Raw genomic sequence first — 23,409 nt, forward strand, 5'->3', positions numbered from 1 at the left:
CCCCCGCTACAAACTCCCCGGGCATGATCCGCACTTCGCCGTATAATGGCCCACCTGTCATGTGTGAAATTTTACCCATCGCCAGGTAACCGAGCCTACGCCACAAGAACACAGGTGCTGTACATGGATTTCAACCCGCTGGACCTTATCCTGCATCTCGATGCCTACCTCGATCTGCTGGTCACCAATTACGGTCCCTGGATCTACGCCATCCTCTTCACCGTGATCTTCTGCGAAACCGGGCTGGTGGTCATGCCCTTCCTGCCTGGCGATTCGCTGCTGTTCATCGCTGGCGCCGTGGCCGCCGGTGGCGGCATGGACCCGTTGCTACTGGCCGGCCTGCTGATGGCTGCGGCCATCCTCGGCGACAGCACCAACTATGTGATCGGCCGCACGGTCGGCGAGCGCCTGTTCAACAAGCCCAACTCGAAGATCTTCCGCCGCGACTACCTGCAGCGCACCCACGATTTCTATGAGCGCCACGGCGGCAAGACCGTGACCATGGCGCGCTTCCTGCCGATCCTGCGCACCTTCGCGCCTTTCGTTGCCGGCATTGCCCACATGCATTACCCGCGCTTCCTCGGCTTCAGCGTTGCCGGTTCGCTGCTGTGGGTCGGTGGCCTGGTGACCCTGGGTTACTTCTTCGGCAACGTGCCATTCATCAAGCAGCACCTGTCACTGATGGTGGTGGGCATCATCCTCCTGTCGCTGGTGCCGATGGTCCTTGGCCTGCTGCGTGGCCGCCTGGGCCGTACGGCCAAGGCTCACTGAAGCTGGCCGATGTGGTCGTTCAGCGCCTGGCGGCGCAAGCGCACCCTGGCGCGCTACCCCATTGCCCCCCAGCAATGGCAGGCCGTGCGCGCACGCCTGCCGATGCTGGACGGCATCACTGAAGCAGAAGACCGCTGGCTGCGTGAAGCCTGCATCCTGTTCCTGCTGGACAAACACCTCACCTGCCTGCCCGGCGTCGAACTGGACGACGAGCAGCGCCTGTTGCTGGCGGCCCAGGCGCAGTTGCCACTGTTGCACCTGGGCGAGCTGAACTGGTACCAGGGCTTCCACGAGATCATCCTCTACCCCGACGACTTCAAGAGCCCCCAGCGCCACCGCGATGCCAGTGGCGTGGAACACGTATGGGATGGCGAACACAGCGGCGAGGCCTGGCAGCAAGGCCCGGTGATCCTGGCCTGGAATGGCGTGCTGGCCAGTGGTGGCTGGGAGGCCTACAACCTGGTCATTCATGAACTGGCGCACAAGCTCGACATGCTCAATGGCGATGCCAACGGCCTACCGCCGTTGCACAACGACATGCCTGTGGAGGAATGGGCAAGCGCCATGCAACAGGCCTATGACGACCTCAACCGCCAGCTGGACAACGACCCCGACGCCGAAACCGCCATCGACCCTTATGCTGCGGAAAACCCGGCTGAGTTCTTCGCCGTCACCAGCGAATACTTCTTTAGTGCCCCCGACCTGCTGCAGCAGGCTTATCCAAAGGTCTACCTCCAGTTGTCACAGTTCTACCGCCAGGACCCGCTGGCGCGCCTGTGCCGGCTGCAGGCCGAACACCCCGACTACCACGCAAGCCACGCCTGACGGGGCCGCACATCAGGCCAGGCGTGGCATGCCCTGGCAGAATGTGCCTATAATCGCCGCCACTTTTTTGGTCAAACACGGGGGCACTGCCCAATGAGCTACAGCAAGATTCCGGCGGGCAAAGACCTGCCGAACGACATCTACGTCGCCATCGAGATCCCGGCCAACCACGCGCCGATCAAATACGAGATCGACAAGGACAGCGACACCCTGTTCGTCGACCGTTTCATGGCTACCCCGATGTTCTACCCAGCCAACTACGGTTTCATCCCGAACACCCTGGCTGACGACGGTGACCCACTGGACGTACTGGTCGTTACCCCTTACCCGGTGGCCCCAGGTTCGGTTATCCGCGCCCGTCCGGTTGGCGTACTGAACATGACCGACGACGGCGGCGGCGACGCCAAGGTCATCGCTGTTCCTCACGACAAGCTGTCGCAGCTGTACGTCGACGTGAAGGAATACACCGACCTGCCAGCCCTGCTGATCCAGCAGATCGAGCACTTCTTTGCCAACTACAAGGATCTCGAGAAGGGCAAGTGGGTCAAGATCGAAGGCTGGGAAGGCGCCGACGCCGCCCGTGCCGCGATCACCAAATCGGTGGCTGCCTACAAGGGCTGATACCGGTGGTACGAAGAACCCCGCCTCGGCGGGGTTTTTTATGGCTGCAGGATGACCTGTGGTCTATGGACGCAGCCTGTGGGAGCGGCGCCGCTTAGTAAAAAATCCTACGCAATCCTACTCCAGCGCCCTACAAACCATTGTTTTCACACAAATCTCGTCAACATCCGGTTGATATCCTTGCTGGCACCGCGCCGCTACACTCGCCGCCATGAACACATCCGGTGACCGCCTCAAAGCCCTCCTCCACGAATGTGGCCTTACCCCGTCCGATTTCGCCGCCCAGCGCAGCGTCACACCTCAGCACGTCAACAACTGGTTCAAGCGCGGTGTGCCCTTGGCTCGGCTGGACGAACTGGCCGACCTGTTCTGCGTGCATCGTCGCTGGTTACGCACTGGTGAAGGGCCCAAACACCTCAACCCGATCCTGCGCAACCATTCTCCGGCGCCAGCACCCGGCAACCCGCCCACGCCACTGTCGGCGCGAGGTGGCCGGGTGTTGAGGCTGCCGTTCTACGAATTGCGCAGCGGCCTGCTGTCGCCCGTGCCCGGCAGGCACCTGTGCCTGCCCGCGAAAGCGCTGAGAAGCCTCGGCGTGCAAGCCGAAAACGCCATCTGCCTGGCCATGCCCGCCGGCAACATGGCCCCACTGATGCCGCAGCAGGCCACCCTTGCCATCGACCTGGGCATGACCCAGGTGGTTGAGGGCGAAACCTATGCCCTGCTGCACAACGGCACGCTCCGGGTGAACAATCTCAGCCTCGGCCAGCACGGCACGCTGTACCTGCACAGCCTTGACCGGCGCAGCTACGCGGTCGAACGCTACACCACCGTGCAGCGCCAGGCGCAGGGGCTGGAAATCCTCGGCTGGGTCTTCCACTGGTCGCACTTTCGCCAGCAACGGCCTGGTTGAAACAAACTGTGCCATTTTTTGCTGGGCATCCCGCGCGCGCCCTTGTATGCTACGCCGCACATTCAGCCCCGACCGGCGCATGCCGCGGTCCAGAGGGCTCGGCGATATCCCACACGGGCATCTGCCATCTCTTTCAGGCCTTGATGGCCACACAGTTAAGGCGATTGCGGCTTACCAAAAATTAGTCGGAAGCGTCCCCGAGAAGCCGGCCACAAGCCGGCTTTTTAATGCCCTCCTGAATCCCCTCCCCGTCCTTCAGGGCTGTGCGTGCACACACCGCGCCTGCGCAAGCTGACTAAAAAGTAATGTAGCGCTCAGCCAGTTGACAGCGCGGGCCGGCTAGCCTGCAGTCTGTTGGTGCTTTATCGAAAATTATCGACTGACTGGACGCAACGGCATGCAAAGCAAAACCACGAGACGCTCCTTCGTCAAAGGCCTGGCCGCTACCGGACTGCTTGGCGGGTTGGGAATGTGGCGCGCGCCGGTCTGGGCCGTGACCAGCCCTGGCCAACCGAATGTACTGACGGGCACCGACTTTGACCTGTACATCGGTGAACTGCCGGTGAATTTTACCGGTGCGAAGCGTACGGCGATGGCCATCAACGGCTCCGTGCCCGGGCCCATTCTGCGCTGGCGTGAAGGCGACACCGTCACCCTGCGTGTGCGTAACCGTTTGCAGCAGGACACCTCCATCCACTGGCACGGCATCATCCTGCCGGCGAACATGGACGGCGTGCCGGGCCTGAGCTTCCACGGCATCGCCCCCGACGGCATGTACGAGTACAAGTTCAAGGTCCAGCAGAATGGTACCTACTGGTACCACAGCCATTCCGGTTTCCAGGAGCAGGTCGGGGTATATGGCGCCCTGGTCATCGATGCCAAAGAGCCCGAACCGTTCACCTACGACCGGGACTATGTGGTGATGCTCAGCGACTGGACAGATGAAGACCCTGCCCGGGTGCTGTCCAAGCTCAAGAAGCAGTCGGACTATTACAACTACCACAAGCGCACGGTGGCTGATTTCGTCAACGACGTCAGCGAAATGGGCTGGTCTGCTGCTGTAGCCGACCGGAAGATGTGGGCCGAGATGAAAATGAGCCCCACCGACCTCGCCGACGTGAGCGGCTACACCTATACCTACCTGATGAATGGCCAGGCCCCGGACGGCAACTGGACAGGCGTGTTCAAGCCGGGCGAGAAAATCCGCCTGCGCTTCATCAACGGCTCTGCCATGACTTATTTCGATGTGCGCATTCCCGGCCTGAAAATGACGGTTGTCGCGGCAGACGGGCAGCACGTCAGGCCGGTTTCGGTCGACGAGTTCCGCATTGCCGTTGCCGAAACCTACGACGTCATCGTCGAGCCTGAAAGCGAGCAGGCGTACACCATTTTCGCGCAGTCCATGGACCGTACCGGGTACTCCAGGGGTACCCTGGCTGTCCGCGAAGGCTTGCAGGCGCCTGTGCCAGCCGTGGATCCTCGTCCCATCATTTCCATGAACGATATGGGCATGGACCATGGCGGCATGGGAGGTATGGGCGGTATGGACCATGACAGCATGGCTGGCATGGACCACGAAAACATGGCTGGCATGGACCACAGCAGCATGGCCGGCATGGACCATGGCAACATGACCGCCTCAAGCGCGGCCATGCAGCATCACCCGGACTCCGAGACTAACAACCCGCTGGTCGACATGCAGACGATGTCGCCGACGCCAAAGCTGAGCGATCCCGGCATTGGGCTACGCAGCAATGGCCGCCGCGTGCTGACGTATGCGGACCTCCACAGCACTTTCCCTGACCCGGACGGCCGCGCGCCAGGCCGCACAATTGAACTGCACCTCACCGGGCACATGGAAAAATTCGCCTGGTCCTTCGACGGCATCAAGTTTTCCGATGCCGAGCCACTGCGCCTGAAGTATGGCGAGCGCCTGCGCATCACCCTGGTCAACGACACCATGATGACTCACCCCATCCACCTGCATGGCATGTGGAGCGACCTGGAGGATGAGAACGGCAACTTCATGGTGCGCAAGCACACCATCGATATGCCGCCTGGCTCGAAACGAAGCTATCGCGTCACTGCGGACGCATTAGGGCGTTGGGCCTATCACTGTCACCTGCTGTTCCATATGGAAATGGGCATGTTCCGAGAAGTCCGTGTGGACGAATGAACTGGAGATCCGAGATGAGCAAACCGATGAAACGAAGCGCGTTTTTCCTCTCTGCCGCGGTGGCAGGCCTGTTTGCTGTCTACGCACCATCCTCGTGGTCGGGCGACACTACCAGGCAACCGGCCAACGCTGAAAACGCCAAGGGCGCACAGGGCATGGACCACGGCGCCATGAAAGGCATGGATCACGGCAACATGAAGGGCATGAACCATGACGCCATGCAAGGCATGGATCACGGCAACATGAAGGGCATGAACCATGACGCCATGCAAGGCATGGATCACGGCAACATGCAGGGCATGAACCATGACGCCATGCAAGGCATGGACCATGGCACGATGCAAGGCATGGACCACAGCAAGATGATGGAATCGCATGGCAGCGATAAAGCTAAGGCAGGGAAAGATGCTCAATAGCCTGGCACGACCATCGCTGCTGGCATTGGGCGTTGCCCTGGGCATGCTGGGCACTGCGCCCAGCTTCGCCGCCGGGGCAATGGACCATTCGGCCATGGGGCACGATGCCATGCCGATGGATAGCGGCTCGTCGCACGACTCGATGCCAGACATGGACCACAGCACGATGGACCATGGCAGCATGCAGGGCATGGACCACGGCACGATGGACCACGGCAGCATGCAGGGCATGGACCATGGCGCCATGGACCACTCGACGATGAACCACAGCTCGGCAGAGGCGCCGACGACGACCAGCCGTACCCCGATCCCGGTGCTGACGGATGCGGACCGCCAGGCAGCCTTTCCGCCATTGGGTGGGCATCAGATGCATGACAGCGCGATCAACAGCTTCCTGCTGCTGGATCAGCTGGAGTACCAGGATGCGGACGAAGGCAGCACGCTGGCCTGGGATGCATCCGGCTGGATAGGTGGTGATATCAACCGGCTGTGGATCCGCTCCGAAGGCGAACGCACCAACGGCGTGACCGAAGATGCCGAATTGCAGCTGCTATACGGCCGTTCGGTCAGCCCCTGGTGGGATGTGGTTGCCGGGGTGCGCCAGGACTTCAAGCCCGAATCGCCCCAGACCTGGGCGGCATTCGGTGTTCAGGGCATGGCGCTGTATGATTTCGAAGCCGAAGCCACCGCATTCATTGGCGAGAACGGCCAGACTGCTGCTCGCCTGGAAGGCGACTACGACATCCTGCTGACCAACCGGCTGATCCTGCAGCCAACCGCTGAAGCCAACTTCTACGGCAAGAACGACCCTGAGCGCGGCGTAGGTTCCGGCCTGGCCAATACCGAGGTCGGACTGCGCCTGCGCTATGAGATTGTCCGCCAGTTCGCTCCCTACATCGGCATCACCTGGAACCGCTCCTATGGCAAAACTGCCGATTTCGTCCGGGATGAGGGTGGCGATGTGGATGAAGCACGTTTCGTCGCTGGTATCCGCATGTGGTTTTGAGAGCCTGACATGAAGAAAACAATAACAACGCTTGTTATGGCCGGCGCGGTTACCAGCGCGGCGGTGCTGGGTGCAGCCTACTCCGGCCTGGTCAACGTCGGCGCCGATGACCCTCATTTCCCTGCCGTGCATGCCTTTCTGGCCATGGCCCGGGAGCGTTCCATTGCGGTACGTGCCAACGACATCGAAGTGCCAGACCTGCAAGACGAAGCCCTGATCCGTACCGGTGCGGGTAATTACAATGCCATGTGCATCGGCTGCCACCTGGCGCCAGGCGTGGAGAAAACCGAGCTCAGCCAGGCGCTGTACCCCTCGCCGCCCAACCTGGCCACCAGCGGCATCAGCGGCGACCCTGCCGCAGCGTTCTGGACCATCAAGCACGGCATCAAGGCCTCCGGCATGCCGGCCTGGGGCAAAAGCATGGCTGACGAATATATCTGGGGCATCGTGGCCTTCCTCGACCAGTTGCCCAAGCTCGGCCCCCAGCAGTACAACGCGCTGGTAGCGAGCAGTAGCGGCCACCAGCATGGCGGTGGCGAAAGCGAAATGCACAACCATGAAGGCCAGCACGGCAACCACGTGCCTGAGCGCGCAGGCCACCATGCGATGGGCGGTTCAGAAGCGCATCATCCGGCACCCGGCAACCCGGTTCCGAAGACACATACGCACCGTGATGGTAAAGAGCATGTCCATGGGAACTGAAGGTCGCTCGATCCAGGCCAGGCCTTCCATCTCAGTGCTTCATGCCTAGCTCAGCATCATCCATCAGGCCGGTGATGGTCAGCTCGCGGACATAGCCCATCAATTCCGAGGCCTGCTCGCGGGCGTCCCTGCAAGGGATGCCGGGCTCGATGCGGAACAGTGGGTGGGTGCCGTTTTCGCCTTGGTAGAAGGTGGTCTTGCCGACGGTGAACTGGGTGTCGTCGGTAGTCATTGTTGAATTCCCTGATAGTTCTCGACTCTCCGGGCCGGCCCTTTCGCGGGCTTGCCCGCTCCCACAGGTCCTGTGCAAGCCTTGAGGCCTGTGGTGAACCTGTGGGAGCGGGCATGCCCGCGAAGAGGCCAGTTCAGGCAATACCCGTCAGCCCTTCACACACACCACCTGGCGCAGGGTGTGCACCACCTCCACCAGTTCCTGCTGCGCGCGCATCACCGCATCGATGTCCTTGTAGGCCATCGGGATCTCGTCAATCACCTCCTTGTCCTTGCGGCATTCCACATGCGCGGTGGCCCGGCGCTGGTCCTCCACGGTGAAGCGGCTCTTGGCCTTGGTCCGGCTCATCACCCGGCCGGCGCCATGGCTGCAGGAACAGAACGAATCCTCATTACCCAGCCCACGCACGATGAAGCTCCTGGCCCCCATCGACCCAGGAATGATACCCAGCTGCCCTTTCTGCGCCGACACCGCGCCCTTGCGCGTCACCAGCACTTCGCGGCCAAAATGCTGCTCGCGCTGCACATAATTGTGGTGGCAGTTCACCGCTTCCAGGCTGGCCTCGAACGGTTTGCCCAGCACCTTGCGGGCTGCACCGACCACCGCCAGCAGCATCAGCTCGCGGTTCTGCCGGGCGTAGTCCTGCGCCCACTCCACAGCTTCGACGTAGTCGGCGAAATGGCGGCTGCCTTCCTCGAAATACGCCAGATCCTTGTCCGGCAGGTTGGCCAGGTGCTGGCGCATGTCGGCCTGGGCCAGTTCGATGAACAGGTTGCCAATGGCATTGCCCACACCCCGCGAGCCGCTGTGCAGCATGAACCAGACACGGTCGGCCTCGTCCAGGCAAACCTCGATGAAGTGGTTGCCACCGCCCAGCGTGCCCAGGTGATGGCGGTTATTGGTCATCTCCAGGCGCGGGTACTTGTCGGTAATGGCCTTGAAGCGCTCGGCCAGCCGCCCCCAGGCCTTGTCGGCCTGGGCCGGCACATCGGCCCAGGCACCCTGGTCACGTTTGCCGAACGTCTTGCCATGCGGCACCGCCTGCTCGATGGCGCTGCGCAGGCCGTGCAGATGGTCCGGCAGGTCGCGGGCGTGCAGCGAGGTGCGCGCAGCGATCATGCCGCAGCCGATGTCTACCCCTACCGCCGCGGGGATGATCGCGCCAACGGTGGGGATCACGCTGCCGATGGTCGAACCTTTGCCCAGGTGCACGTCCGGCATCACCGCCAGGTGCTTGAAGATGAACGGCATCCTGGCCGTATTGAGCAATTGCCGACGGGCGTCGTCTTCGACCGGCACGCCGTCGGTCCATAACTTGACCGGCTTGCCGCCGGCAACCTGGAGAATGTCCATGGGGCTGTTCCTGAAAGGCCATGCCGGCATGATACCGCCAAAGGTCGCAGAGCCGTGGGTTGCCAGCGGGGTAGCAATGTGCTGTATGCTTGGCCGGTCTTCAGGGCGGGGTGAAAGTCCCCACCGGCGGTAAATCGAAAGATGAGCCCGCGAGCGCCCCGGCCATGCCGGGGGTCAGCAGATCTGGTGCAACTCCAGAGCCGACGGTCATAGTCCGGATGAAAGAAGGCGTCAGGCAGGGGCCATCCGGGCGCCCCTGCGCGCGCATTTTGTTCGCCCCGAGACGTTCATCGATCATTCACGAGGAGCGTTTCATGTCCACCCAGCACCACCTGCAATTCCCCAATGTTGCCGCCGCCATCGCCGCCTTCCAGGCCGGGCGCCCTGTACTGCTGCTCGACGATGACGACCGCGAGGACGAAGCGGACATCATTGCCGCCGCCGAGAACATTTCACTGCAGACCATGGCCATGATGATTCGCGATTGCAGCGGCATCGTCTGCCTGTGCCTGGACGAAGCCACCGTCGACGAGCTGCAGCTGGCACCGATGGTGCAGAACAACCAGGCCCGCCATGGCACCGGCTTCACCGTCACCATCGAGGCGGCTGAGGGGATCACCACCGGGGTTTCCGCCCAGGACCGCATCACCACCATTGGCGCGGCACTGCGCTCTACCGCCGAGCAGCGCCATATCGTCAGCCCGGGCCATGTCTTCCCGTTGCGTGCGCGCAACGGCGGGGTGCTGACCCGCCGTGGGCACACCGAAGGTTCGGTGGACCTGGCGCGCCTGGCCGGCCTGCGCCCGGCGGCGGTGCTGTGCGAGCTGATGAACCCTGATGGCAGCATGGCCCGCGGCGAGCAGGTGGCGGTGTATGCGCGGCAGTACAATTTGCCGCTGCTGACCATCGAGGAACTGGCGCAGTACCGTGAAGCGATGCTGGAGCTGGAAGCCGAGCCAGCCTGACAGGTCACTTGGGGCCATTCGCGGGCGCGCCCGTGAATGCGCCTTGCAAGCAACCTGCTTGTCCCTGAAGTTTGCTCCCCCCGCCCCGCTCTGCTAGTGTCGCGCCGTTCTGAATGCCACCGAGACAGTCGCCATGGCCCGCAAAAAAGCCTCCCTCGATTTCGAGCAATCCCTCGCAGACCTGCAAGCACTGGTCGAGCGCCTGGAGAACGGCGAATTGTCGCTGGAAGAATCGCTGGCCGCCTTCGAACAAGGCATCGCCCTGACCCGTGATTGCCAGAGCGCCCTGGCCCAGGCCGAGCAGAAGGTGCAGATCCTGCTGGAACGCGATGGCGAGCTGGCCGCCCAGCCCTTCGACGCGGAGCCGGAAGCATGATCGGCACCTACCAGGCCAGTTGCCAGGCGCGGGTCGACGCTGCACTCGAGCCGTTGTTCGTCGCCCCGACCCGGGAGCTCGAGCGCCTCTACGCCGCCATGCGCTACAGCGTGATGAACGGCGGCAAGCGCGTGCGCCCATTGCTGGTCTATGCCGCCTGCGAAGCCCTGGGGGCCCCGGCTGAACAGGCCAACGGCGCGGCCTGTGCGGTGGAACTCATCCACGCCTACTCGCTGGTGCATGACGACCTGCCGGCCATGGACGACGACGACCTGCGCCGGGGCCAGCCAACCACTCACAAGGCATTTGACGAAGCCTGTGCCATCCTTGCCGGCGACGGTTTGCAGAGCCTGGCCTTCAGCGCCCTGCTCGACCCGCACCTGAGCCCGCAGGCCGACAGCACCCGCCTGGCCATGGTCCAGGCGCTGGCCAAGGCCGCCGGCCCGGCAGGCATGGTCGGCGGCCAGGCCATCGACCTCGGCTCGGTGGGCCTGAAGCTGGACCAGCAGGCGCTGGAATTCATGCACCGGCACAAGACCGGTGCGCTGATCGAAGCCAGCGTGCGCCTGGGTGCCCTGGCCAGCGCCCGCGCCGCACAGACGCAACTGGATGCCTTGCAGGCCTATGCCCAGGCCATCGGCCTGGCGTTCCAGGTGCAGGACGACATCCTCGACGTGGAAAGCGACACCGCCACCCTAGGCAAGCGCCAGGGCGCCGACATCGCCCGCGACAAGCCGACCTACCCGGCGCTGCTGGGTCTGGAAGCGGCCAAGGCCTATGCAGTCGAACTGCGCGACCAGGCGCTGGTCGCACTGGATGGTTTTGGCGAAAAAGCCGAGCCGCTGCGGGCCTTGGCGCGCTACATCGTCGAACGCCGCAACTGATTTGACTGGGGCCGCTACGCGGCCCCATGCGACACCCGTCTGAATGGGCAGTATTTCCTACAATGGGGTAAACTGCCGCGTCTTACACACCTATAACGACTCGCCTGATGCCCACGACGTTTCAAGAGATCCCCCGCGAACGCCCGGTCACGCCGTTGCTCGACCGCGCTGACACGCCTGCCGGCCTGCGCCGGCTGGCCGAAGCCGACCTGGAGACCCTGGCCGACGAACTGCGCCAGGAACTGCTCTACACCGTGGGCCAGACCGGTGGGCATTTTGGTGCCGGCCTGGGCGTCATCGAGCTGACCATCGCCCTGCACTACGTCTTCGACACCCCGGACGACCGGCTGGTGTGGGACGTCGGCCACCAGGCCTACCCGCACAAGATCCTCACCGGGCGTCGCAAGCGCATGCTCAGCCTGCGCCAGAAAGACGGCATCGCCGCCTTCCCACGCCGCAGCGAGAGCGAGTACGACACCTTCGGCGTCGGCCATTCCAGCACCTCGATCAGCGCCGCGCTGGGCATGGCCATTGCCGCTCGCCTGCAAAACAGCGCTCGCAAATCGATTGCGGTGATTGGTGATGGCGCGCTGACAGCCGGCATGGCCTTCGAGGCGTTGAACCACGCCCAGGAAGTCAACGCCGACATGCTGGTGATCCTCAACGACAACGACATGTCGATTTCGCGCAATGTCGGCGGTCTGTCCAACTACCTGGCCAAGATCCTCTCCAGCCGCACCTACGCGAGCATGCGCGAAGGCAGCAAGAAAGTGCTGTCGCGCCTGCCAGGCGCCTGGGAAATCGCCCGCCGTACCGAGGAGTACGCCAAGGGCATGCTGGTGCCGGGCACGCTGTTCGAAGAGCTGGGCTGGAACTACATCGGCCCGATCGACGGCCATGACCTGCCAACCATGATCGCCACCCTGCGCAACATGCGTGACCTCAAGGGCCCGCAGTTCCTGCACGTGGTCACCAAGAAGGGCAAGGGCTTCGCCCCGGCCGAACTCGACCCGATCGGCTATCACGCCATTACCAAGCTGGAACCGGCGGACAAGCCCGCAGCGCCGAAAAAAGCCAGCGGCCCCAAGTATTCCGCCGTGTTCGGCCAGTGGCTGTGCGACATGGCCGCTGCCGACAATCGCCTGGTGGGCATTACCCCGGCGATGAAGGAAGGTTCCGACCTGGTCGCTTTCAGCGAACGCTACCCGGAGCGCTACTTCGACGTGGCGATTGCCGAACAGCATGCCGTGACCCTGGCGGCCGGCATGGCTTGCGAGGGCAGCAAGCCGGTGGTGGCGATCTATTCCACCTTCCTGCAGCGCGCCTATGACCAACTGATCCACGATGTGGCGGTGCAGAACCTCGACGTACTGTTCGCCATTGACCGCGCCGGCCTGGTCGGCGAAGACGGCCCTACCCACGCAGGCAGCTATGACCTGTCCTACCTGCGCTGTATCCCCGGCATGCTGGTGATGACCCCGAGCGACGAGAACGAACTGCGCAAGATGCTCAGCACCGGCCACCTGTACAACGGCCCGGCGGCGGTGCGCTACCCGCGCGGTACCGGCCCCAATGCACCGATCAGCGGTGACCTGGAACCGCTGGAGATCGGCAAGGGCGTAGTGCGTCGCCAGGGCGCGAAAGTCGCCTTGCTGGTGTTTGGCGTGCAGCTGGCCGAAGCCATGCAAGTGGCTGAGCAAATCAACGCCACGGTGGTCGACATGCGCTTCGTCAAGCCGCTGGACGAGGCGCTGGTGCTGGAACTGGCCGCTAGCCATGAACTGCTGGTGACCATCGAAGAGAACGCCATCATGGGCGGTGCGGGTGCAGCGGTGGGCGAGTTCCTGGCCAACGAGGCGGTCGTGAAACCGCTGCTGCATCTGGGGCTGCCGGACATCTATGTCGAGCATGCCAAGCCCGCGCAAATGCTGGCTGAATGCGGGCTGGATGCCGCCGGAATCGAGGCTTCGGTGAAGGCTCGAATGGCCAGGCTCGGGCTGTAATCCCTGGGGCCGCTTTGCGGCCCATCGCGACGCAAGCCCGCTCCTGCAGGTCGAACTGCGCCCCTGGCGTTGGACAAATGATCCAACCTCAAGGGTCGGGCAGCAGGCGTCAGCCGAGCTGGCGCGGAATGCGATAGAGGTAGAGCACCACCACGGTGGACAACGCCAGCAGGATCTGCGGCACCGCCTCCAGACCGACCAGCACCGACAGCGCGGCGACCCAGGCGGGGAAGCAGGCATACAGCATGGCCAGGCGCCGTACCCGCGCCAACTCGATCCAGGCGGCAGGCTCTTCGCCAGTACCCAGCACCCGGGATGTGGCAATCAACGCACGCTTGTAGGCTGCGAAGCGCGGCAGGCTGAGGAACATGGTCGCCGCGCCACCAATGAACAACGGCATGGCCAGCACCGGCACCAGCGCATCACCACCGCCAAACGCCCAGGCCATGACCGGCAGCGGCACCAGGCCCACCGCCAGGTATTGCCACCAGGCCAGCGCCAGGCGCCGCTTGACCTCGGCGCGCGTCACGCCTGGGGCACCTCGCCCTGGTGCTCATTACCCAGCATGTGACCGAGCTTGCCGGCCTTGGTCGCCAGGTAGTAGCGGTTGTGCGGGTTGTGCCCGGTGTGCAGCGGCACGCGCTCGGCGACGACGATGTTCATGTCGGTCAGGGCTTTGACCTTGCGCGGGTTGTTGGTCATCAGACGCAGCGACTTCACGCCCAGATGCTCCAGCATCGGCAGGCACATGGCGTAGTCGCGCTGGTCGGCGGCGAAGCCCAGGCGCTCGTTGGCCTCGACGGTATCGGCGCCGCCATCCTGCAGTTCATAGGCGCGGATCTTGTTCAGCAGGCCGATACCACGGCCTTCCTGGCGCAGGTACAGCAGCACGCCGCGGCCCTCGCGGGCGATGGCCTGCAACGCCGCTTCCAGTTGCGAGCCACAGTCACAGCGCTGGCTGAACAGGGCATCGCCGGTCAGGCACTCGGAGTGCAGGCGCCCTAGCACCGGCTGGCCGTCCGCGATGTCTCCCAGGCTGAGCACCACATGCTCACGCCCGGTGGCTTCGTCGAGGAAACCATGCATGGTGAAGGTCGCGAAGGGAGTCGGGAGTTTAGAGGCGGCAACAAAGACGACGGGCACGTTGTGCTCCTGGAATAAGTAGGAAATTTCTCGTGGGCCGATTGTATCAGCAGGTCGAGGGCTGTGCGCTGGCTGAATACCGTGGGGTAAGATCGAAAAGTTCGATGCTTGGCAGAGAGCAGCCATGATGCTGAGCCGCTCTGCTTCGGCGCTATTGCGGCCTGCTACCCGGACCGAACGGATACGGCTGCTGCCAGCGTTCGAAAATCGGTTTCAGTTCGCCGCTGCGCACCAGCTCGGCCATGCGCTTGTCGAACAGGTCACGCAGGGCCTTGGCCTGGTCGTTGCGGGCAAAGGCCAGGTACAGCGGCAGTTCGGCGATGTGGGTGCGGCGGAAACGCTCAGGCTGGGAAGCCTGGCCAAGCACGTTATCGATTTCGGCAGCCGCATCGATATAGAAGTCCACCCGGTCATGTTCGAGCATCGGCAGGATGCTTTCGCGGCGCTGCACTTCGCGAGAATCCTGCACATTGGGCAGGTAGCTGCCGAAGTCGTAGCCACGCACCCAGGCCAGACGGTACTGACCGATGTTATCCAGGGCAGGTACGGGCTTGCTCGCCAGGCCCAGCGCGTAGATGTGGTCCATGTCGAAGTGCCAGCGCGGATACAGGTTGTCAGCGTTCTCTTCCTTGTACGAGCCCACCCAGGCATCCGCCTCGCCACGTTTGACCAGCCCGACCGCACGGCTATAAGGCACGGCCTGGGTCACCACCTTGACCCCGGCTGGCTCGAATACCTGGCGCAGCACATCCCAGGCCACCCCGCTGCCGTCGGCGTTGGTGTAGTCGCGCCACTCCTCGCTGACCAGGTGGATTTGACTGGGTACGCCTTCGGCAGCCGCTACCCATGGGGCAAGGCTGAGCAGCATGGCCAGCAGCAGTGCCGTCAAAAGCCGCTGAATCAGGCAACCGCCCACACCAGCACCTGCATGCCCAGCCAGGCGAAAACACCGGCCAGGATATCGTCGAGCATGATCCCGACACCCCCGTGCACGTGGCGGTCGACCCAGCGGATCGGCCACGGCTTGAGGATGTCGAAGAAGCGGAACATCAGGAACCCAGCCAGCAACCATTGCCAGCCTTCCGGCACCAGCCAGAGGGTTATCCACATGCCGACGATTTCGTCCCAGACGATGCCTTCATGGTCATGCACACGCAGGTCAGTGGCGACCTTGCCGCACAGCCAGAAACCGAACAGCATGCTCACGCCGAGCAGCAGCCAGTAGCCCCAGTCGGGCAGCATCTGCCACAGCGGGATGAACGGGATAGCGACCAGCGATCCCCAGGTACCCGGGGCCTTGGGCAAGGTGCCGGAGCCGAAGCCGAAGGCAATGAAGTGCCACGGGTTGCGCCAGACCGAAGGCGGAACGAACTCCGCAGGCACCTGGTTGGGGTGATCGGTCACGGTGTCTCCCTGAAATGTTGATAGCCGCGTTGCGCGGGGGTGATGTCCAGGCCCTGCGCGTCGCGCAAGGTCACACCCTGCCCTTCGACCACGCGGCCAATGACATGTACTTCGATGAAACCCAGAGCCGTCAGGGGCGCAAGTGCTTCACGCGGCAGGGTAAAGGCCAGCACGTAATCATCGCCTCCGCTAAGCGCCGCCTGCAGCGCGGCCTCGCGACCAAGTAGTGCCTCCACATCAGCAGACACTGGTACCTGAGCCAGGTTCACCTCGATGGCGACACCGGATGCCTTGGCGATATGGCCACAATCGGCGAGCAGGCCGTCGGAGATGTCCAGCGCAGCCGTAGCGCGGCCTCGCAGCCACGTGCCGAGGGTCAACTGCGGCATCGGCGCCCAGTAATGGCGCAGCAGCGGCTTGGCCTGCTCGGCAGGCGCCTGTCGCTCACCCAGCACCAGCGGCAACGCACCGGCAGCCTTGCCCAGCACACCGCCAACGCACAGCAGGTCGCCTGGTCGCGCGCCACTGCGGCGTAAGGCCTGGCCAACGGGCACTCGGCCGAACACGGTAACGGTTATGCTCAACGGACCACGGGTGGTGTCGCCGCCGATCAAGCTCATGCGGCAACGGTGGGCCATGCGGCTCAGGCCGTTGGCGTAAGCCTCGAGCCAGTCGGGGCCGACGTCGGGCAAGGTCAACGCAAGGGTGAAGCCTATGGCAGTCGCGCCCATGGCCGCCAGGTCACTGGCCGCCACGGCCAACGACCGTTGCCCCAGCAGAAGCGGATCGCAAACCGTGGGGAAATGCACCCCGGCGACCAGGGTGTCGGTGGACACCGCCAGTTGCTCGCCAGGGGGAAGGTCCAGCAGGGCACAGTCGTCGCCGATACCCAGCGCCACGCCCTCGCCACCTTGCGCACAAGGCGCGGCGGCGAAGTAATGGTTGATCAGTTCGAACTCACCCATGGGCTAGCCGCGCCAGGATCAGCGCTTGTTCGCCTTGACTTCTGCTTCGCGCAGGTTCGGCGCCAGCTTGTCCAGCACACCGTTGACGAACTTGTGACCGTCGGTGGCACCGAAGACCTTGGCCAGCTCGACACCCTCGTTGATCACCACGCGGTACGGTACGTCGACGCGCTTGATGAACTCCCAGGTGGACAGGCGCAGCACGGCCAGCTCGACCGGGTCGAGCTCTTCCAGTGGCAGGTCCAGGCAGGGCTTCAGGGCGCTGTCGATTTCGCTCTTGATCGCCGGGACCCCATGCAGGATCTCGCGGAAATAAGCGCCATCAACATCGGAAAAATCGTTATCGACCCGGAATTGCGCTTCGATCTCGTTCAGCGAATGCTGCGCCATGTGCCACTGGTACAGCGCCTGGGTCGCGAGCTTGCGGGCTTCGCGACGCTTGGCGCTCTTCGACGGCTTGCCGGCATCCGCAGGTTTTGGATCGCGCGGGTTGAAACGATCGCTTTCGTCGCTAATCACTTGGCCTCCAACTGCGCCAGCAGGCTGACCATTTCCAGAGCGGACAGGGCAGCTTCAGCACCTTTGTTACCGGCCTTGGTGCCGGAACGCTCGATGGCTTGCTCGATGGAGTCGACGGTCAGCACGCCGAAGGCCACCGGAACACCGAACTCCATGGACACCTGGGCCAGGCCCTTGGTGCATTCGCCCGCCACGTATTCGAAGTGCGGGGTACCGCCACGGATCACTGCGCCCAGGGCGATGATCGCGTCGTAGGCGCCTTGCTGGGCGACTTTCTGTGCCACCAGCGGGATTTCGAACGCGCCCGGGGCACGGATGATGGTGATGTCGCTTTCGCTGACACCGTGGCGTACCAGGGCATCAACGGCACCGCTTACCAGGCTTTCGACAACGAAGCTGTTGAAGCGGCCAACCACCAAAGCATAGCGACCTTTGGGGGCGATGAAGGTACCTTCGATGGTCTTCAGGGTCATTCCGATATTCTCATCTTCAAGAGCGAGGCCGCTTGCTGGCGGCCTCGACAGGGGTATGGACTCGAGCTGGAGGGCGCAAATGCCGCCTCAAGTCACTCGGAGGGCACGTATTCTACAACTTCCAGATCGAATCCGGATATCGCGTTGAATTTCATCGGCGAACTCATCAGGCGCATCTTGCGCACACCCAGGTCACGCAGGATCTGCGAACCGGCACCCACGGTGCTGTAGGTGGTCGGCGCCTTGACCGGCGCTTCGCCGGCGCTTTCGCGGATGTGTGCCAGCAACACGTCGCCGTCCAGCGGGTGGCCCAGCAGCAGTACCACGCCGCTGCCGGCCTCGGCCACGGCTGCCATGGCCGCGCGCAGGCTCCAGCGGCCCGGCTGCTTGACCAGCAGCAGGTCGCGCAGCGGGTCCATGTTGTGCACCCGCACCAGGGTCGGCTCTTCGGCGCAGATCTTGCCCAGGGTCAGCGCCATGTGCACGTCGCCTTCGACCGCGTCACGGTAGGTGACCAGGTTGAATTCGCCCAGCTCGCTCTCGATCAGTTGCTCGGAAACGCGCTGCACGGTGCGCTCGTGGATCATGCGGTAGTGGATCAGGTCGGCGATGGTGCCGATCTTCAGGCCATGTTCGGCGGCAAACACTTCCAGCTCGGCGCGGCGCGACATGGTGCCGTCGTCGTTCATCACCTCGCAGATCACCCCGCTCGGCTCGAAACCGGCCATGCGCGCCAGGTCGCAGGCCGCCTCGGTATGGCCGGCGCGGGCCAGGGTGCCGCCGGGCTGGGCCATCAGCGGGAAGATGTGGCCAGGGCTGACGATGTCTTCGGCCTTGGCATCCTTGGCGGCGGCGGCCTGCACGGTACGTGCACGGTCGGCGGCGGAAATGCCGGTGGTGACGCCTTCGGCGGCTTCGATCGACACGGTGAACTTGGTGCCGAAGCCGGAGCCGTTGCGCGGCGCCATCAGCGGCAGCTTCAGCGTTTCGCAACGCTCGCGGGTCATCGGCATGCAGATCAGGCCGCGGGCGTGCTTGGCCATGAAGTTGATGTGCTCAGGCTGGCAGCACTCGGCGGCCATGATGATGTCGCCTTCGTTTTCACGATCTTCGTCATCCATGAGGATGACCATTTTGCCCTGGCGGATGTCTTCGACCAGTTCTTCGATGCTGTTGAGCGCCACGCGGCACCCCCTTCTCAATCAGGATTTCAAGAAGCCGTTGGCGGCCAGGAAGCTTTCGGTAATGCCACTGCCCTTGCTCGGTTCGGCGGCCTTGTCACCCAGCAGCAAACGCTCCAGGTAACGGGCCAGCAAGTCGACCTCAAGGTTTACCCGACGCCCTGCACGGTAGTCGGCCATGATGGTTTCGGACAGGGTGTGCGGGACAATGGTCAGCTCGAACTCGGCGCCATTGACCTCGTTGACCGTCAGGCTGGTGCCGTCGACGGTGATCGAACCCTTGTGGGCGATGTACTTGGCCAGTTCCTTCGGTGCACGCACACGGAACTGGATGGCGCGGGCGTTATCGCTGCGCGAGATGATTTCGCCAACCCCGTCGACGTGGCCGCTGACCAGGTGCCCGCCCAGGCGGGTGGTGGGGGTCAGGGCCTTCTCCAGGTTGACCTTGCTGCCGCTCTTGAGGTCGATGAACGCGGTGCGCTTGAGGGTTTCGACGCTGACGTCGGCCCAGAAGCCGTCGCCGGGCAGTTCGACGGCCGTCAGGCACACGCCATTGACGGCGATGCTGTCGCCGAGCTTGACGTCACCCAGGTCGAGCTTGCCGGTTTCGACGTAAACGCGCACGTCGCCACCCTTGGGGGTCAGGCTGCGGATGGTGCCGATGGATTCGATGATGCCGGTGAACATTGGGTCTTCCTCAAAAACGGTTTGCGCAGGGGCAAGCCGGGCATTATACGCCGGGCGCCGGCAGGGGGACGGCCGTGACCCGCCAGTCATCGCCCACTGCGCGCATTCCGGTAATTTTCAGCCGCGGCGCTTCGCTCATCTTGTCCATCGGCCAGTCCAGCAGCGGGCGGGCATGGCAACCGAGGAAGGTGCCGGCGACGAACAACTGGTACTCGTCGATCAGGCCCTGCCGGGCAAAGGCACCAACCAGGCCGGCACCGGCTTCCAGCAGGATTTCGTTGACGCCGCGGGCGGCCAGGGCCTGCAGCAGCGCGGGCAGGTCGACCTGGCCATTATTGCCCGGCAGGCTGAGCAGTTCGTGGCCGGCAGCGGCATAGCGCGGGTCATCCGCGACAGCGCACACCACCAGGGCCGGGCCGGCCTGGAAGAACGGCGCGTCCAGCGGCAGGCGCAGGCGGCCATCGACCAGCACGCGCAGCGGCGCACGGCTGAGCGCCAGGGCGGCGGTTTCGGCGTCCAGGCCCAGCTCGGCGCCGCGCACGGTCATGCGCGCATTATCGGCCAGTACACTGGCAGCGCTGGTCAGTACCACGCTGGAGCGGGCGCGCAGGCGCTGCACGGCAGCCCGGGCGGCCGGGCCGGTGATCCATTGGCTTTCACCGCTGGCCATGGCCGTGCGGCCGTCCAGGCTCATGGCCAGTTTGGCGCGAACGAACGGCAGGCCGTGCTCCATGCGCTTGAGAAAGCCCGGGTTGAGCGCGCGGGCCTCGCCCTCGAGCACCCCGCTGGCCACTTCGATGCCGGCCTCGGCCAGGCGCCGCAGGCCTTGCCCCGCCACCTGCGGGTTAGGATCCTGCATGGCGGCCACCACTCGCGCCACGCCGGCCTTGACCAGCGCTTCGGCGCACGGCGGCGTGCGGCCATGGTGGCTGCACGGCTCCAGGGTGACATAGGCGCAGGCACCACGGGCACGCTCACCGGCCTGGCGCAAGGCATGCACTTCGGCATGCGGCTCGCCGGCGCGCACGTGCCAGCCTTCGCCGACCACTTCGCCGTCGCGCACGATCACGCAGCCGACACGCGGGTTCGGGTGGGTGGTATACAGGCCCTTGCGCGCCAGCTGCAGCGCGCGGGCCATGTAGTGGGCATCGAGGATGGCAGTCTGGCTGGGCATGGTCACTCTTTGGCCGGCTCGCGTGCCAGACGGTCGATTTCTTCGCGGAACTCGTCGAGGTCCTGGAAGCGCCGGTAAACCGAGGCAAAACGGATATAGGCCACTTCGTCGAGCTTGCGCAGCTCGGCCATGACCATTTCACCGACCACCAGCGACTTGACTTCACGCTCGCCGGTAGCGCGCAGGCGGCTCTTGATATGGGCCAGCGCTGCCTCCAGGCGCTCGACGCTGACCGGGCGCTTTTCCAGTGCCCGTTGCATGCCAGCGCGCAGTTTTTCTTCGTCGAAAGGCTGGCGCGTACCGTCCTGCTTGATCAGCCGGGGCAGCACCAGCTCGGCCGTTTCGAAAGTGGTGAAGCGCTCGCCACAGGCCACGCATTCGCGGCGGCGGCGCACCTGCTCGCCCTCGGCAACGAGGCGAGAGTCGATGACCTTGGTGTCGTTGGCACCGCAAAAGGGACAGTGCATGGTGGCAGGCAACAAAAAAAGGGAGGGCCATGGTAGCGCATCCCACTGGCAAGACAAGCCAAAGGGGTTAACATCCATGGGAAATCTGCCCGTGAAGGACTACCCCATGCACTACCGAGCGCTCGTCGTGCTGTGCGCCGCCGCCTTGCTCGCCGCCTGCGGCAGCGACAGGCCGAAGCCCGATACCCCTGCGGCGCCTACGCCAGCCCGGGTGGCCAAGCCGGCCGAAATACTGGGCCCGCTGCCGGCCTACCAGCGCGAGCTGAGCGGCACCTTGCTGGAAATCCCGGCCGGGGCCGAGGTCGAACTGGCCTTGCTGGTCATCGACGAACGTGACCGCCCACAGCGCCTGCTGGCCAGCAGCAACCTGACCGGCACTGGCCAAGCCCTGCCCTATCAGCTGCGCTTCAACCCCGAGGCCTTCCCCGCCGGTGCCCGGGTCGAGTTGCGCGGACGCGCCAGCCGCTCCGGCCAACTGATCCTGCACCTGCCGCCCGTGCGTATTACCCAGGCCCAGACCCAGGCCACCGGCCCGCTGCGTTTCGAGAAGGCGCCATAAGTGTTGCCGCTTGCCCTGCAACAGGCGCTCGGTAGCCTGATCGGCGAGGCGCGCCTGACCATCAGCGAGCTGCCCGGCTGCGACCTGAAGCTGTGGCTGATCGACGATCGGAACATGGACCGCGCCTTCAGCAGCGAAGAGACCCGACGCATTCTGGAAGACCCGCCCTACTGGAGCTTCTGCTGGGCCAGCGGCCTGGCCATGGCCCGTTACCTGGCCGAGCGCCCGCAGTGGGTGGCTGGCAAGCGTGTGCTGGACTTTGGCGCCGGCTCCGGTATCGCCGGCATTGCCGCTGCGCGCGCCGGTGCGCTGGAGGTGGTGGCCTGCGACCTCGACCCGCTGGCCCTCGATGCCTGCCGGGCGAATGCCGCGCTGAACGGCGTGGAGCTGGGTTACAGCAGCGATTTCTTCGCCGAAGATGACCGCTTCGACCTGATCCTGGTCGCCGATGTACTGTATGACCGCGCCAACCTGCCGCTGTTGGACGCCTTCCTCGACCGCGGCCGTCAGGCGCTGGTGGCCGACTCGCGGGTCCGCGACTTCAACCACCCGCGCTACCAGCAGCTGGGGGTGCTCGAAGCCCTGACCCTGCCGGACCTGGCCGAGCCGCACGAATTCCGCCGGGTCAGCCTGTACCACGCCAGCCGCGACACCTTATAGTGGTGCCATTCATGAGTTTGCGAGAGTCGCGATGAGCCAAGACACGCCGTACATTTTCGACGCCACCGATGCCACCTTCCAGCAACTGGTGATCGACAACTCCTTCCACAAGCCGGTACTGGTCGACTTCTGGGCCGAGTGGTGCGCGCCCTGCAAGGCACTGATGCCGTTGCTGGCAAAGATCGCCGAGGGCTACCAGGGCGAGCTGCTGCTGGCCAAGATCAACTGCGACGTGGAGCAACAGGTGGTTGCCCAGTTCGGCATCCGCAGCCTGCCGACCGTGGTGCTGTTCAAGGATGGCCAGCCGGTGGACGGTTTTGCCGGTGCCCAGCCGGAGTCAGCGATCCGCGCCATGCTCGAGCCGCACGTGCAACTGCCTGCCGCGCCTACCGCCTCGCCGCTCGAACAGGCCAAGGCATTGTTCGCCGAAAGCCGCTTTGCCGAAGCCGAGGCGCTGCTGCAGGCACTTCTCGGGGAGGACAACAGCAATGCCGAGGCGTTGATCCTGTACGCCCGCTGCCTGGCCGAACGCGGTGAGCTGGGTGAAGCCCAGGTGGTGCTGGACGCAGTCAAGACTGACGAGCATAAAGCCGCATTGGCCGGTGCCAAGGCCCAGTTGACCTTCCTCCGCCAGGCCGCCAGCCTGCCGGAGGTGGCTGACCTGAAGAGCCGCCTGGCGCAGAACCCGCAGGACGACGAGGCGGCCTACCAGCTGAGCGTGCAGCAACTGGCGCGCCAGCAGTATGAGGCGGCGCTGGAGGGGTTGCTGAAGCTGTTCCAGCGCAACCGTGGTTATGAGAACGGCTTGCCACAGAAAGCGATGCTGCAGGTATTCGAGTTGCTGGGTGGCGATCACCCGTTGGTCAGCGTGTACCGGCGCAAGCTCTCGGCGGCAATGTTCTGAGAATGCTGGGGCCGCTTTGCGGCCCCAATT

Annotated in this window: 28 protein-coding genes and 1 riboswitch; of the genes, 15 read left to right on the forward strand and 13 right to left on the reverse strand. The window is 64.2% G+C overall.

What is annotated here, in order from left to right; translation table 11 throughout:
• Positions 1-123 precede the first annotated feature (123 nt).
• The 8 genes from HU760_RS21615 (at position 124) to HU760_RS21650 (ending at position 7,430) form a co-directional block, all read left to right on the forward strand.
• A complete protein-coding gene (locus HU760_RS21615) occupies positions 124-771 on the forward strand; it encodes a DedA family protein (RefSeq protein WP_186678908.1) in 648 nt (215 codons plus the stop codon).
• Between the two features lie 9 nt (positions 772-780).
• The gene (locus tag HU760_RS21620) at positions 781-1,596 is read left to right on the forward strand and encodes a M90 family metallopeptidase (protein WP_186678910.1); all 816 of its coding nucleotides are present in this window, start codon (positions 781-783) and stop codon (positions 1,594-1,596) included.
• A gap of 93 nt (positions 1,597-1,689) precedes the next feature.
• Positions 1,690-2,217, forward strand: coding sequence for an inorganic diphosphatase (gene ppa, locus HU760_RS21625; protein WP_003255365.1), 528 nt, complete (start codon positions 1,690-1,692; stop codon positions 2,215-2,217).
• Positions 2,218-2,428: 211 nt separating this feature from the next.
• Positions 2,429-3,130 carry a LexA family transcriptional regulator gene (locus HU760_RS21630; protein ID WP_186678911.1) on the forward strand — a complete coding sequence of 234 codons (702 nt, stop codon included), beginning with the start codon at positions 2,429-2,431 and terminating at the stop codon, positions 3,128-3,130.
• 397 nt (positions 3,131-3,527) lie between these two features.
• Positions 3,528-5,306, forward strand: coding sequence for a copper resistance system multicopper oxidase (locus HU760_RS21635; RefSeq protein ID WP_186678913.1), 1,779 nt, complete (start codon positions 3,528-3,530; stop codon positions 5,304-5,306).
• On the forward strand, positions 5,303-5,722 hold the full coding sequence (locus HU760_RS21640; RefSeq protein WP_186678915.1) for a hypothetical protein: 420 nt from the start codon (positions 5,303-5,305) through the stop codon (positions 5,720-5,722). Before HU760_RS21635 ends, HU760_RS21640 begins: the two co-directional genes overlap by 4 nt.
• On the forward strand, positions 5,712-6,728 hold the full coding sequence (locus tag HU760_RS21645) for a copper resistance protein B (protein WP_186678918.1): 1,017 nt from the start codon (positions 5,712-5,714) through the stop codon (positions 6,726-6,728). Before HU760_RS21640 ends, HU760_RS21645 begins: the two co-directional genes overlap by 11 nt.
• Before the next feature lie 9 nt (positions 6,729-6,737).
• Entirely contained in the window at positions 6,738-7,430 is a 693-nt protein-coding gene (locus HU760_RS21650) for a c-type cytochrome (protein ID WP_186678921.1), read from the forward strand.
• A gap of 31 nt (positions 7,431-7,461) precedes the next feature.
• Here HU760_RS21650 and HU760_RS21655 read toward each other — a convergent pair whose 3' ends face one another.
• Positions 7,462-7,662, reverse strand: coding sequence for a DUF3077 domain-containing protein (locus HU760_RS21655; RefSeq protein WP_437179862.1), 201 nt, complete (start codon positions 7,660-7,662; stop codon positions 7,462-7,464).
• A gap of 147 nt (positions 7,663-7,809) precedes the next feature.
• Entirely contained in the window at positions 7,810-9,015 is a 1,206-nt protein-coding gene (locus HU760_RS21660) for an RtcB family protein (RefSeq protein WP_186678923.1), read from the reverse strand.
• Positions 9,016-9,107: 92 nt separating this feature from the next.
• Positions 9,108-9,249, forward strand: a riboswitch (FMN riboswitch).
• Positions 9,250-9,329: 80 nt separating this feature from the next.
• On the opposite strand from HU760_RS21660, the gene ribB reads away from it, so the two are divergent.
• The 4 genes from ribB to dxs all read left to right on the forward strand — a co-directional run bounded on the left by ribB (position 9,330) and on the right by dxs (position 13,243).
• Positions 9,330-9,980: a 3,4-dihydroxy-2-butanone-4-phosphate synthase gene (gene ribB, locus HU760_RS21665; protein ID WP_186678925.1), complete on the forward strand. Its 651-nt coding sequence runs from the start codon at positions 9,330-9,332 to the stop codon at positions 9,978-9,980.
• 133 nt (positions 9,981-10,113) lie between these two features.
• The gene (locus HU760_RS21670) at positions 10,114-10,356 is read left to right on the forward strand and encodes an exodeoxyribonuclease VII small subunit (RefSeq protein WP_060499534.1); all 243 of its coding nucleotides are present in this window, start codon (positions 10,114-10,116) and stop codon (positions 10,354-10,356) included.
• Positions 10,353-11,240: a (2E,6E)-farnesyl diphosphate synthase gene (gene ispA / locus HU760_RS21675; protein WP_186678927.1), complete on the forward strand. Its 888-nt coding sequence runs from the start codon at positions 10,353-10,355 to the stop codon at positions 11,238-11,240. The genes HU760_RS21670 and ispA overlap by 4 nt, the downstream gene beginning before the upstream one ends.
• A gap of 107 nt (positions 11,241-11,347) precedes the next feature.
• Entirely contained in the window at positions 11,348-13,243 is a 1,896-nt protein-coding gene (gene dxs, locus HU760_RS21680; RefSeq protein ID WP_186678929.1) for a 1-deoxy-D-xylulose-5-phosphate synthase, read from the forward strand.
• Positions 13,244-13,352: 109 nt separating this feature from the next.
• On the opposite strand, the gene HU760_RS21685 is transcribed toward dxs, so the two are convergent.
• The 11 genes from HU760_RS21685 to nrdR all read right to left on the reverse strand — a co-directional run bounded on the left by HU760_RS21685 (position 13,353) and on the right by nrdR (position 21,256).
• On the reverse strand, positions 13,353-13,772 hold the full coding sequence (locus tag HU760_RS21685) for an MFS transporter (protein ID WP_186678931.1): 420 nt from the start codon (positions 13,770-13,772) through the stop codon (positions 13,353-13,355).
• On the reverse strand, positions 13,769-14,386 hold the full coding sequence (ribA, locus tag HU760_RS21690; protein WP_003260612.1) for a GTP cyclohydrolase II: 618 nt from the start codon (positions 14,384-14,386) through the stop codon (positions 13,769-13,771). The genes HU760_RS21685 and ribA overlap by 4 nt, the downstream gene beginning before the upstream one ends.
• Before the next feature lie 151 nt (positions 14,387-14,537).
• On the reverse strand, positions 14,538-15,254 hold the full coding sequence (locus tag HU760_RS21695; protein WP_186678998.1) for a substrate-binding periplasmic protein: 717 nt from the start codon (positions 15,252-15,254) through the stop codon (positions 14,538-14,540).
• A 32-nt stretch (positions 15,255-15,286) separates the two neighbouring features.
• Positions 15,287-15,790 carry a phosphatidylglycerophosphatase A family protein gene (locus tag HU760_RS21700; protein ID WP_170028059.1) on the reverse strand — a complete coding sequence of 168 codons (504 nt, stop codon included), beginning with the start codon at positions 15,788-15,790 and terminating at the stop codon, positions 15,287-15,289.
• A complete protein-coding gene (gene thiL / locus HU760_RS21705; RefSeq protein WP_186678933.1) occupies positions 15,787-16,755 on the reverse strand; it encodes a thiamine-phosphate kinase in 969 nt (322 codons plus the stop codon). Before thiL ends, HU760_RS21700 begins: the two co-directional genes overlap by 4 nt.
• A gap of 18 nt (positions 16,756-16,773) precedes the next feature.
• A complete protein-coding gene (gene nusB, locus HU760_RS21710) occupies positions 16,774-17,274 on the reverse strand; it encodes a transcription antitermination factor NusB (protein WP_170028057.1) in 501 nt (166 codons plus the stop codon).
• On the reverse strand, positions 17,271-17,747 hold the full coding sequence (gene ribH, locus HU760_RS21715) for a 6,7-dimethyl-8-ribityllumazine synthase (RefSeq protein ID WP_003255395.1): 477 nt from the start codon (positions 17,745-17,747) through the stop codon (positions 17,271-17,273). The genes nusB and ribH overlap by 4 nt, the downstream gene beginning before the upstream one ends.
• 92 nt (positions 17,748-17,839) lie before the next feature.
• On the reverse strand, positions 17,840-18,931 hold the full coding sequence (ribBA, locus tag HU760_RS21720; protein ID WP_170028056.1) for a bifunctional 3,4-dihydroxy-2-butanone-4-phosphate synthase/GTP cyclohydrolase II: 1,092 nt from the start codon (positions 18,929-18,931) through the stop codon (positions 17,840-17,842).
• A gap of 18 nt (positions 18,932-18,949) precedes the next feature.
• Complete coding sequence (locus HU760_RS21725) at positions 18,950-19,615, reverse strand: riboflavin synthase (protein ID WP_003255399.1); 666 nt, start codon at positions 19,613-19,615, stop codon at positions 18,950-18,952.
• A gap of 43 nt (positions 19,616-19,658) precedes the next feature.
• Entirely contained in the window at positions 19,659-20,789 is a 1,131-nt protein-coding gene (gene ribD, locus HU760_RS21730) for a bifunctional diaminohydroxyphosphoribosylaminopyrimidine deaminase/5-amino-6-(5-phosphoribosylamino)uracil reductase RibD (RefSeq protein WP_186678935.1), read from the reverse strand.
• Positions 20,790-20,791: 2 nt separating this feature from the next.
• Positions 20,792-21,256: a transcriptional regulator NrdR gene (nrdR, locus tag HU760_RS21735; protein ID WP_003255402.1), complete on the reverse strand. Its 465-nt coding sequence runs from the start codon at positions 21,254-21,256 to the stop codon at positions 20,792-20,794.
• Positions 21,257-21,362: 106 nt separating this feature from the next.
• Here nrdR and HU760_RS21740 point away from each other — a divergent pair, with 106 nt between their 5' ends.
• The 3 genes from HU760_RS21740 to trxA are packed head-to-tail and all read left to right on the forward strand — an operon-like array spanning position 21,363 to position 23,379.
• Positions 21,363-21,815: a YbaY family lipoprotein gene (locus tag HU760_RS21740; protein WP_186678937.1), complete on the forward strand. Its 453-nt coding sequence runs from the start codon at positions 21,363-21,365 to the stop codon at positions 21,813-21,815.
• Entirely contained in the window at positions 21,816-22,475 is a 660-nt protein-coding gene (locus tag HU760_RS21745; protein ID WP_186678938.1) for a class I SAM-dependent methyltransferase, read from the forward strand. It abuts the gene before it with no gap.
• A 31-nt stretch (positions 22,476-22,506) separates the two neighbouring features.
• Positions 22,507-23,379: a thioredoxin gene (trxA, locus tag HU760_RS21750; protein WP_186678939.1), complete on the forward strand. Its 873-nt coding sequence runs from the start codon at positions 22,507-22,509 to the stop codon at positions 23,377-23,379.
• Positions 23,380-23,409: the final 30 nt, after the last annotated feature.

This window comes from Pseudomonas oryzicola (genome assembly GCF_014269185.2).
Classification (GTDB): Bacteria; Pseudomonadota; Gammaproteobacteria; order Pseudomonadales; family Pseudomonadaceae; genus Aquipseudomonas; species Aquipseudomonas oryzicola.

Coding starts and splice junctions, on each gene's coding strand:
- HU760_RS21615 (WP_186678908.1), top strand. CDS start 124: ATGGATTTCAACCCGCTGGACCTTATCCTGCATCTCGATGCCTACCTC.
- HU760_RS21620 (WP_186678910.1), top strand. CDS start 781: ATGTGGTCGTTCAGCGCCTGGCGGCGCAAGCGCACCCTGGCGCGCTAC.
- ppa (WP_003255365.1), top strand. CDS start 1,690: ATGAGCTACAGCAAGATTCCGGCGGGCAAAGACCTGCCGAACGACATC.
- HU760_RS21630 (WP_186678911.1), top strand. CDS start 2,429: ATGAACACATCCGGTGACCGCCTCAAAGCCCTCCTCCACGAATGTGGC.
- HU760_RS21635 (WP_186678913.1), top strand. CDS start 3,528: ATGCAAAGCAAAACCACGAGACGCTCCTTCGTCAAAGGCCTGGCCGCT.
- HU760_RS21640 (WP_186678915.1), top strand. CDS start 5,303: ATGAACTGGAGATCCGAGATGAGCAAACCGATGAAACGAAGCGCGTTT.
- HU760_RS21645 (WP_186678918.1), top strand. CDS start 5,712: ATGCTCAATAGCCTGGCACGACCATCGCTGCTGGCATTGGGCGTTGCC.
- HU760_RS21650 (WP_186678921.1), top strand. CDS start 6,738: ATGAAGAAAACAATAACAACGCTTGTTATGGCCGGCGCGGTTACCAGC.
- HU760_RS21655 (WP_437179862.1), bottom strand. CDS start 7,662: ATGACTACCGACGACACCCAGTTCACCGTCGGCAAGACCACCTTCTAC.
- HU760_RS21660 (WP_186678923.1), bottom strand. CDS start 9,015: ATGGACATTCTCCAGGTTGCCGGCGGCAAGCCGGTCAAGTTATGGACC.
- ribB (WP_186678925.1), top strand. CDS start 9,330: ATGTCCACCCAGCACCACCTGCAATTCCCCAATGTTGCCGCCGCCATC.
- HU760_RS21670 (WP_060499534.1), top strand. CDS start 10,114: ATGGCCCGCAAAAAAGCCTCCCTCGATTTCGAGCAATCCCTCGCAGAC.
- ispA (WP_186678927.1), top strand. CDS start 10,353: ATGATCGGCACCTACCAGGCCAGTTGCCAGGCGCGGGTCGACGCTGCA.
- dxs (WP_186678929.1), top strand. CDS start 11,348: ATGCCCACGACGTTTCAAGAGATCCCCCGCGAACGCCCGGTCACGCCG.
- HU760_RS21695 (WP_186678998.1), bottom strand. CDS start 15,254: ATGCTGCTCAGCCTTGCCCCATGGGTAGCGGCTGCCGAAGGCGTACCC.
- thiL (WP_186678933.1), bottom strand. CDS start 16,755: ATGGGTGAGTTCGAACTGATCAACCATTACTTCGCCGCCGCGCCTTGT.
- ribH (WP_003255395.1), bottom strand. CDS start 17,747: ATGACCCTGAAGACCATCGAAGGTACCTTCATCGCCCCCAAAGGTCGC.
- HU760_RS21725 (WP_003255399.1), bottom strand. CDS start 19,615: ATGTTCACCGGCATCATCGAATCCATCGGCACCATCCGCAGCCTGACC.
- ribD (WP_186678935.1), bottom strand. CDS start 20,789: ATGCCCAGCCAGACTGCCATCCTCGATGCCCACTACATGGCCCGCGCG.
- nrdR (WP_003255402.1), bottom strand. CDS start 21,256: ATGCACTGTCCCTTTTGCGGTGCCAACGACACCAAGGTCATCGACTCT.
- HU760_RS21740 (WP_186678937.1), top strand. CDS start 21,363: ATGCACTACCGAGCGCTCGTCGTGCTGTGCGCCGCCGCCTTGCTCGCC.
- trxA (WP_186678939.1), top strand. CDS start 22,507: ATGAGCCAAGACACGCCGTACATTTTCGACGCCACCGATGCCACCTTC.